This window comes from Chitinophaga sp. (genome assembly GCF_039596135.1).
Classification (GTDB): domain Bacteria; phylum Bacteroidota; class Bacteroidia; order Chitinophagales; family Chitinophagaceae; genus Chitinophaga.
Genome location: NZ_JBCNKH010000012.1, coordinates 137,236 through 145,523 on the forward strand (window position 1 = coordinate 137,236; position 8,288 = coordinate 145,523).

The 8,288-nt window shown below is 44.9% G+C and carries 6 protein-coding genes; 1 reads left to right on the plus strand and 5 read right to left on the minus strand.

Annotation, left to right across the window (positions count from 1 at the left end):
* Positions 1–21: 21 nt before the first annotated feature.
* Complete coding sequence (locus tag ABDW16_RS10995) at positions 22–414, plus strand: response regulator (RefSeq protein WP_343669713.1); 393 nt, start codon at positions 22–24, stop codon at positions 412–414.
* 28 nt (positions 415–442) lie between these two features.
* Here the strand turns inward: ABDW16_RS10995 and ABDW16_RS11000 are convergent, their stop codons facing one another.
* The 5 genes from ABDW16_RS11000 to ABDW16_RS11020 form a co-directional block, all read right to left on the minus strand.
* Positions 443–1,411, minus strand: coding sequence for a hypothetical protein (locus ABDW16_RS11000; protein WP_343669714.1), 969 nt, complete (start codon positions 1,409–1,411; stop codon positions 443–445).
* Between the two features lies 1 nt (position 1,412).
* Positions 1,413–2,054: a hypothetical protein gene (locus ABDW16_RS11005; protein WP_343669715.1), complete on the minus strand. Its 642-nt coding sequence runs from the start codon at positions 2,052–2,054 to the stop codon at positions 1,413–1,415.
* Between the two features lie 18 nt (positions 2,055–2,072).
* Complete coding sequence (locus tag ABDW16_RS11010) at positions 2,073–3,554, minus strand: RagB/SusD family nutrient uptake outer membrane protein (RefSeq protein WP_343669717.1); 1,482 nt, start codon at positions 3,552–3,554, stop codon at positions 2,073–2,075.
* 11 nt (positions 3,555–3,565) lie between these two features.
* Entirely contained in the window at positions 3,566–6,757 is a 3,192-nt protein-coding gene (locus ABDW16_RS11015) for a SusC/RagA family TonB-linked outer membrane protein (protein WP_343669719.1), read from the minus strand.
* A 197-nt stretch (positions 6,758–6,954) separates the two neighbouring features.
* On the minus strand, positions 6,955–8,085 hold the full coding sequence (locus ABDW16_RS11020) for a glycoside hydrolase family 172 protein (RefSeq protein WP_343669721.1): 1,131 nt from the start codon (positions 8,083–8,085) through the stop codon (positions 6,955–6,957).
* Positions 8,086–8,288 lie beyond the last annotated feature (203 nt).

Genomic DNA, 8,288 nt, shown 5'->3' on the forward strand with positions numbered 1-8,288 from the left:
ATTATTGGTATTTTTATACACATGGCGAACAAGGTTATTTTATTGGTGGATGATGATATTGACGACCAGGAACTATTTGGCGAAGCAATGTCTATTGTGGACAGCTCCGCTGTTTGTCACTTCGCATCGGATGGTGAAGAGGGGCTGGAACTGCTGAAAGATAATTCCAAAGATGTTCAGCTAATTTTCCTGGACCTGAATATGCCCAAAATGAATGGCAAGCAGTTCCTGGAAATTATCAAGCAGAATGAACAACTGGAAAAAATACCTGTCGTTATATTTACCACTTCCCTGAGAGAAAAAGACGGTATTGAAACCGCTGCGCTAGGCGCCGCTCACTTTATGACCAAGCCTTCCAGTTTCAGCGAACTGGTCAAACAGTTGGAAGGCGTATTGGAAAAAGCCCTCGGATAAGGAAGAGACTGGCACAAAGCCAATCTCCTCAAATTTTTGCTGCTACGGTAATGTGAAAAGTTATTTCATAGATACCGTCTGTCAGGAATTTAATAGAATGTGTGAGGCGAAGTGTCTTGTTAATATCTGTCGCCTTCGGTAATATGCGGTAATAAGACAAACATGCCCCGTCTGTCCAGGCTGTTCCTCCCACTGTCAGCGATGTGAACAACGGCATGCCTATGCCCAGTTTCGGAAATTCCATTTCCATCGTGGAGTCTGTAGTCACTACAGGATAATACGGATCCCAGTCATGAAAGGTAGGATAGGTCAGCGCCAGTCGCTGCATATCTGTCGATGGATTGAACGGCTTCCCATTCTTATCCAGCCATTTTATGATCACCTTACTCACATCCGAAGGGGTATATTTGATATCTACAGGATAGGTATCGTTTTCCTGCACAGTAGTACGGTCTGCATCATTATCCGGAGGTGTGGTTTGTACCCGGCGATACACCACAGTATACGTAGCACTCAGTGGCGTTACGATTATATCACAGGCATTCTTCAGCGTCTTCTCCCCTTTTATGTTCGATACATTGACATCTATGGTATACCTGCCTGTATCCAGGTACAGAGAAGCCCTTGTAAACTGTAAGCGACCACCAATTGGATTGATACTAAAAGGCGCTACTGTACTATCCTGCATCTTGGCATTGAGCAATGCCAGCGTGGAGTCGGATTGTGTTACTGCATCTTTGAAGATGGTGATCGTTTGCGGGCGCAGAAACATACTGTCTGCACTTTCCCCGGTATATACATTCCGCACAGAAAGGAGCTTTACATTTATAGGATTAGTAGATCCATCGGCTACCAGTGTTGAAGAGGTTGTAGTCGTACCCTGCTGCACTGTAAATGGATTTTCCAGGTAATAGACACTATCACTCAGAAATCCTTTTTCGATCTTCTCACAACTCAGCAATACGACTGATAATAAAAGGATGCGTGTTATTTTCATCTTACTGAATATTATTGATGGTTGCATTATTTACCAGTACGTGCAATGTAGTACCAGTCGATGTCTTGATGCCTGAAGTCTGGCAGGTAATAGCCAGATCAGTAGGATCATCTTCCGGCCCATTGGCAGAGCCATCCAGCACACCATTGATCTTTACGTATTGCAGGGAGTAATAAGTATAAGTAGCACTGGTATTAGTCAGGTATACCGTATAAGTACCCTGCAGTTTCTTCACGCCACAGGGAGCTACATCGCCCGCCCAGTTAGTTTCTGGTTGTACGGTAGTCGTTGTATTGTACAAACTGATACTGTCTGTAAATAGGTACTGCGTAATGATTTTAGAAGTAGTATTGTTGTACAGGTCTTCCAGACTGGCATAGCCTTCTTTGGTCATGAGCAGGTTGATAGAATAGTCGGTGAAAGCGAAGAATGTACCCGCTTTATTTACAGAATCCCTGAGACCAAAGTGATCGATGAGTAAAATAGTAGTATCGAAGTAATGCGCGGAATGCTGTGCCAGGTAATCGTATGTAGATAAACCTGCATTCGCATTATGTACGCCACCATCTGTGAGATAGCTATCTTTTTTGCAGGCACAGGCCAGCAGTATGCAGATACAACAGGTAATATAGAGCAATTTCATGTGTTACTATTTTTTTGGTTATTGAATTTTCCCCTGCCAGTAAGGCGTTTGAGTCAGTTTGTTATTCAGCAGGAAGAGGGAAGGATCCAGCGGCCAGTAATATTTACCCTGTGCAAATTCAGTAGCATTGATGTAAGAGAATTTGATATGCCCCGTATTTCTCGCCAATCTTACAAAGTCATAAAAGCGGGCGCCTTCCAGGAACAGTTCACGCCCACGCTCTGCTACGATAGAGTCCTGCAATGCAGCGCCCGTGATACTACCATAGGCAGGGATCCCTGCTCTTGTTCTGATTTCATTGACCAATGAAACAGCGCCTGCTTCATCAGGTGCAGCTTTGGCCGCCAGGGCTTCTGCTTTCAGCAATTTGATATCTGCCAGCCGAAAAATGAGGAGATTATTTTTAGCGATGGAATAGGAGGTGTTATTATTGATATATTCTACCTGCGCATATTTGATACAACTATAGTAATCCGTTGAACCACTCGATACAGTAGTGAATGCCTGTTTATAACGGGTATCTCCTTCGTCATAATACAACCCTTCTATAGTCGCATTATTAAACTGCCATTGTGGTACTGTAACATTCTGCAGATAGGGCGCGCAGAGGGTATAGCCTGAAATACTAGACCCCGTGAGCAATGATTCTGAAGTACTGTTATTGGCAATCTCAAAGATACTTTCGTCGGATTGTCCCTTGTATAAATTCATGTAAGCAGCTGCCGGCAACAAAGAATAGGAACCGGAAGCAATGAGGCTATCGCAGGCCGCATTACACTTATCATAATCACCTTTCCAGGCATAGAGGTGTGCTAACAGGGCAAATACGGCTCCTTTGTCGCCACGCACCACCCTATCACTGCTGGATGCATCTTTCCAATCCAGGTATTGCCTGGCCAGGTCCAGGTCTGCTATACATTGTGCCAGTACCTGGGCCTGTAGGGTTCTGGCCAGTTGCGGCGCAGCAGAATTGTCTGCATAGTATGTCGTATCCAATGGTATATCGCCCCATACCCGGGCCATATAGAAGTAGGTGAAGGCCCTCGTGAAATAGGCTTCTCCCAGGTACTTATTACGACTGCTACCTGTAAATACAGATTCCGGCATTGTTCTGATAAAGTGCAGGCAACGGTTGCTCTGTGCTATAGCAGAATAAAAGTTATTATACACCCTTAACTTCAGGCGCACATCGTATGTATTGGCTACAGGCACACTCACGCCCCAGTTTACTTTGGCTGCATTCATATAAGCATTGCCATCGCCCCCATATACATAATCAGGGGTAAATTCATCTGTAGGCAGGTCTCCATATACATAGAACTGTATGGAAGCATTGAAGGCTGTCCGCAATAAGGAATAGCACGCTGCGACAGAGGCATTTGCATCTGCTTCTGACTTCCAGGTTGTCTGATCTGTGGCTGTACTTAGTGGTTCCTGATCCAGAAATTTATTACAGGCACTACACAGGATCAATGCGGTGAAGATATATGTCAATTTCATGTATTGGCTGTTTAGAGTTCAACACGTACGCCCAGGGTAAATTTGAGCGCTGATGGATAAGCGATATTGGAAGAACCGGTGGTAGGATCAACCAGCTCAGGATCCGGTACCGTAGCTGCTTTTTTAAATGTGTAGAGGTTTTCTCCCATACCATATACACTCAGTCCTCTCACTTTTATATGTTTGATGATTGACTGAGGCAAAGTGTAAGTCAGCGTAGCCTGCTTTATTTTCAGGAAACTACCATCTTCCACAAAGTAAGAGCTGGCAATATTGTAGCGGTCATTATACACGTTGGTGACGAGTGTCGGGAATTTCGTCTGGTCTCCTTCATGCATCCAGAACTGGTTCAACAACGATGTCAGTGCTGCTGGCCCGGAATTACTTCCCCAGGAGTCGTACATCTTACTACCATTCAATGCATCGGAGAGGTAACCATTAAAGATCTTTCTGCCAGTGAGGAAGGAACAGAAGATATTTAAGCTTAACCCTTTGTAAGAAAAGGTATTGCCAAAACCTCCGGTGATCTTCGGCATTGGGTTGCCAGCTATCACTTTGTCATCGTAATCAATGTTGTAGTCTCCATTCATGTCTGCATAACGGGGATCACCTGCATGCAGGGTCGTACCCATATAAGTGAGTTTCTTGCCCGTAATCGGATCGGTAGGTACACTGGCTTCGTCAGGAAAAGCACCATTGATCTGGTATACTTTGTAATTGAACAAGGGCTCTCCAACTGTGAAGGTTTGCTGGAACCAGGTTTCGCCAAACATAAAGTCACGGTTATTGTTCGGTAACCTGGTCACATAGTTTTTATTGAAGGAGATGTTAAAACTGGTATTCCACTGAAAGGCTGATTTGGGAGAAAGATTATTCGTGTTGATTCCTATTTCCAAACCTTCATTGCGCACATCCACAAAGTTGCCGGAGTAGTACATGTAGCCGGTGGTGGCCTGTGCCGGTATGTTGTAGAAGTATTTATCCTTTGCATCCTTGCGGTACCAGTCCATCGTCAGGTTAATCCTGTTATTGAAGAGGGTGAGATCTATACCCAGATCAGGCTGAATATATTTTTCCCATCTTACACTGGTACTGGCGCTTACTCCACGGTTCAGGTAGTCGCCACTATTGGTATAAGGAGATATCACGGTAGTACCATTGTAGGTGGAAGGAATGCCGCCCACAGTCGTATAAGAACCATAATTATACAGTACTCCGGTTGTACCGCCTACGTAAGAAGCATTGGTAGACAGTGCCTGGTACTTGGCATAAAAACTTCCCGGATCATTCCCTGTAATACCCCAGCTGGCCCTGAGTTTGAGAAAGCTCACTACTTTTTTAACTGGCTCAAAAAAGGGTTCGTCCGAAGCGATCCAGCCTGCTGACACTGAAGGGAAAGTACCCCAGCGATACTGCGGACTATAGATAGAACTGGCATCGCGACGAACCGTACCTGAGATGATGTAACGATTCTTATAATCATAAGACAGGCGGCCATAATAAGACACTGTTGTCTTTTCCTGATTAGAAGTAGATACATTGAGGCTGGTACCTGCCGGCACCGTTTGCAGGGTAGTAATACCCGTTACATTTATTCCGGCAGCAGATGCATAGCTGTAATAGTTTTTAAAATCATACGCGGAAGCCCCGGCTACTACATTAAAATGATGATCTTTGACATGCAGATCATAATCCAGGTAATTTTCAAATGACCATGAAGGATTGGTACTGTAAATAGAATAAGCGGTATTCTGTAATCCATTCAGGGTGGCAGGTGAGAAATAATCCCATTTATCCATAAAGTTATTCGCAGCATATGTACTATGCAGCACCAGGTTGCGCACAATCGTATCTGTCAGACCAATGGAACCATTGAAACTAAAGATCCGGTTATCATCGTAAGGATTGGCTTGTCCTGTATACAATGCATATTGTTCATCTGTAAGATGTGCAAAAGATGTAGGCAGGTTCCAGGAACTAAAGAGCTGCCCTGCCTGTCCGCCAGTGCCATGCTTGCGGCGCTCGGAGCTCAGGATAATATTTGCCGTGATCCCTAAATTTTTCAGGGGATTGACGGATATGTTGAAAGAAGGGGCCATCCTGTCTATTGAAAAACCTTTGAGCATCCCTTGCTCATTATAATGATTCAGTGACAGGCGATAATTGGAAGTGCCTAAATAGCCGGCTACAGACACATCTTCACTATTCACAATTGCATTATCACGGATCAGTAATCCCTGCCAGTCTACATCGTTATTGAAAGCTACATTCAGGCTATCTGTCAACTGAATGGGGATCGTATTCTGCTGTGTGAGCAGGTAGCTCAGGTTGTCATTGAGCAACTGCATTTTCAGGCGTCTCTCTGCCGCGCCAGTAGTTACTTCTCTAAATGCAGGCCGGGTAGTCATCCCAACATATCCGCCCAGGTTCACCTGTGGCTTACCCATTTTAGCACGTTTCGTCTTTACGATAATTACGCCATTCCCTCCACGGGCACCATAGATAGCTGAAGCAGAAGCATCTTTCAGTACATCGATCGATTCAATGTCGTTAGGATTGATCATGCTCAATGGATTGGTACCTGAGTAAGAACTACCAATGGTATTGACATCGAAGATCACACCGTCTATTACATACAGCGGTCCGGTATTTCCCCCATTTGCATTGCCGTAATCTACATTGGTGGCTCCACGTATTACGATGGCGGGCCGCTGCCCAATTTCGCCGGTACTGGATAAGACGCTTACACCTGCCAGCCGGCCCTGCAGCATCTGGTCAAAACTGGCTTCAGGAATATCCTGGATCTCCTTGCCGGATATAGAGGAAACAGCAGCTGTAACATTCCTCCTTTTTACACTCTGGTAGCCGATGATGACGACATCATTGACCGACTGGCTTTCGCGTTTCAGTACGATGTTGAGGTCACCTTTTCCAATTTTTACTTCTTCTCTTTTGTACCCTACATATGTAATAAGCAGGGTGTTTGAACTTCCTTTTAATGATAGCTGAAAGTGGCCATCAGCATTTGTTTGTGCACCATTAGCCGGCTGGCCTTTCTCTTGCACACTGGCACCTATGAGCGGTGTACCGGTATCATCCCTTATCACCCCCTTTACTACGACAGGGTTTTGTGCATTAGATAGCAGGCATAAATAGCCTAGCAGCCACAAAAGTAGTGGCGCAGATTTAATAAGTCCCCTCATGGCGATTAAATTTTGGTCTTTGATAAATGGCAGTACTCTTCCTCTCCGTCAGTTTTTATACGGAAAACACATTTATTATTTCATATGATTTTTTCGGGTTGCTTGCTACATTGTCGTCAGGAAATAAAAATATTATAAAGAGGATTATAAGGATTCAATGATAATGACTGATGATAACCATATTTTACCCGTGCCGATCAATACACTTCCAGTGCATCTTTTGATGGCAATGCAGGAAATGGCTGGTGCGGCTCTGTCTGATACCAGTATACCACAGACGATAAATCAGACTGCTGTTTTAAATACCTGCCGCCACTACGCCAGCCCAGGTCCTGGATAGTGACCCTAAGGTCTTTATCAAATCTTACAGGATCTACAATATGCCAGCGATACATGCCAAAGCGCTGACGGGTATGATAATCATTATCCGGGCGAATCACCTGGTGAAGGCCACTGTAAGGTGTGCAGAAAGGCACATATTTCCCATTCCGGTCAAAGTTGTAAGAGCCACAAAAGTAATCTTCTGTACCTGTGCCGCAGATGGTTGGGAATTGCTTGTCGCCATCCATAAAAAATTTAATTTCACCTTCTCCCCACCAGCCATTGTTATTCACACCTACTGCCAGGAACGTGCCTACATATTGACCCTTTCCCCGGATATTATCTACCAGTACATAGTCGCCGGTAGTATCAGGATTTGCACGACGATACTGTGCATGGAAATAAGCTTCGTCTGCCGCTACCTCTCTTTCTTCATAATCTACCTGGTAGTACAGCGTCATCTGTTCTGTATTGATGTTTTCCATGGTGATGCGGCATTTCTTTCTGAAAGGCATCTGCCAGTAGCTATTGAAGGCACTGCCGGGATTTACACAGATAGGTAATGATGTCAATGGTGCATACTCATTCCAGGCCATGCCGAAGAAATCACCTACCGGGCATTCTACAGAAGGCGTCTTTTCATCGTCCCAGTAGATGCGCAGAATACTGTAGCGCCATACCCCGGTTGGCGTCATCCAGATATGTTGTATAGCACCGGCACCACTTATTTCTGCCAGTGTAAATGTCTGCCCGGGTTTGATGATGATGAAGGGATTTACTTTCCAGCCCTGGCCCAGATCGCGGGCTGCATCAGAAGCATTGGCTGTGTTGGGAGGCGCATTTTTGGAGGGCGATGCCATTCCTCCTTTACCTTTTTCACCTGTCAGGTTTTCAGGACTGATGCTACGTGTTTTGGCATTGGAGAGGCGGTATAGATTGTCAAGACCTTGTGAAGAGACCTGTAGGGTGAGACCTACTAAGAGTAATAATAACGGGAACTTTCTCATACATGATTATTTGTATGAGAAAGTTACTGTTTTTATTGGTGGATGTCAAGCTGTGCGATTTGTATACGCACGCTGTCTAATTCATCTTCCTCCTCATCTTCTTCCAGGCGGCCGCCCTGTATAAAGGTCAGCTTTGTACTGTTGGCATCTCCTTTTGGATAGAAGTACAGCTGGCCATAGCTGGATACAAGATAAGCAGTGGT

Coding starts and splice junctions, on each gene's coding strand:
- ABDW16_RS11020 (WP_343669721.1), bottom strand. CDS start 8,085: ATGAGAAAGTTCCCGTTATTATTACTCTTAGTAGGTCTCACCCTACAG.
- ABDW16_RS10995 (WP_343669713.1), top strand. CDS start 22: ATGGCGAACAAGGTTATTTTATTGGTGGATGATGATATTGACGACCAG.
- ABDW16_RS11010 (WP_343669717.1), bottom strand. CDS start 3,554: ATGAAATTGACATATATCTTCACCGCATTGATCCTGTGTAGTGCCTGT.
- ABDW16_RS11005 (WP_343669715.1), bottom strand. CDS start 2,054: ATGAAATTGCTCTATATTACCTGTTGTATCTGCATACTGCTGGCCTGT.
- ABDW16_RS11015 (WP_343669719.1), bottom strand. CDS start 6,757: ATGAGGGGACTTATTAAATCTGCGCCACTACTTTTGTGGCTGCTAGGC.
- ABDW16_RS11000 (WP_343669714.1), bottom strand. CDS start 1,411: ATGAAAATAACACGCATCCTTTTATTATCAGTCGTATTGCTGAGTTGT.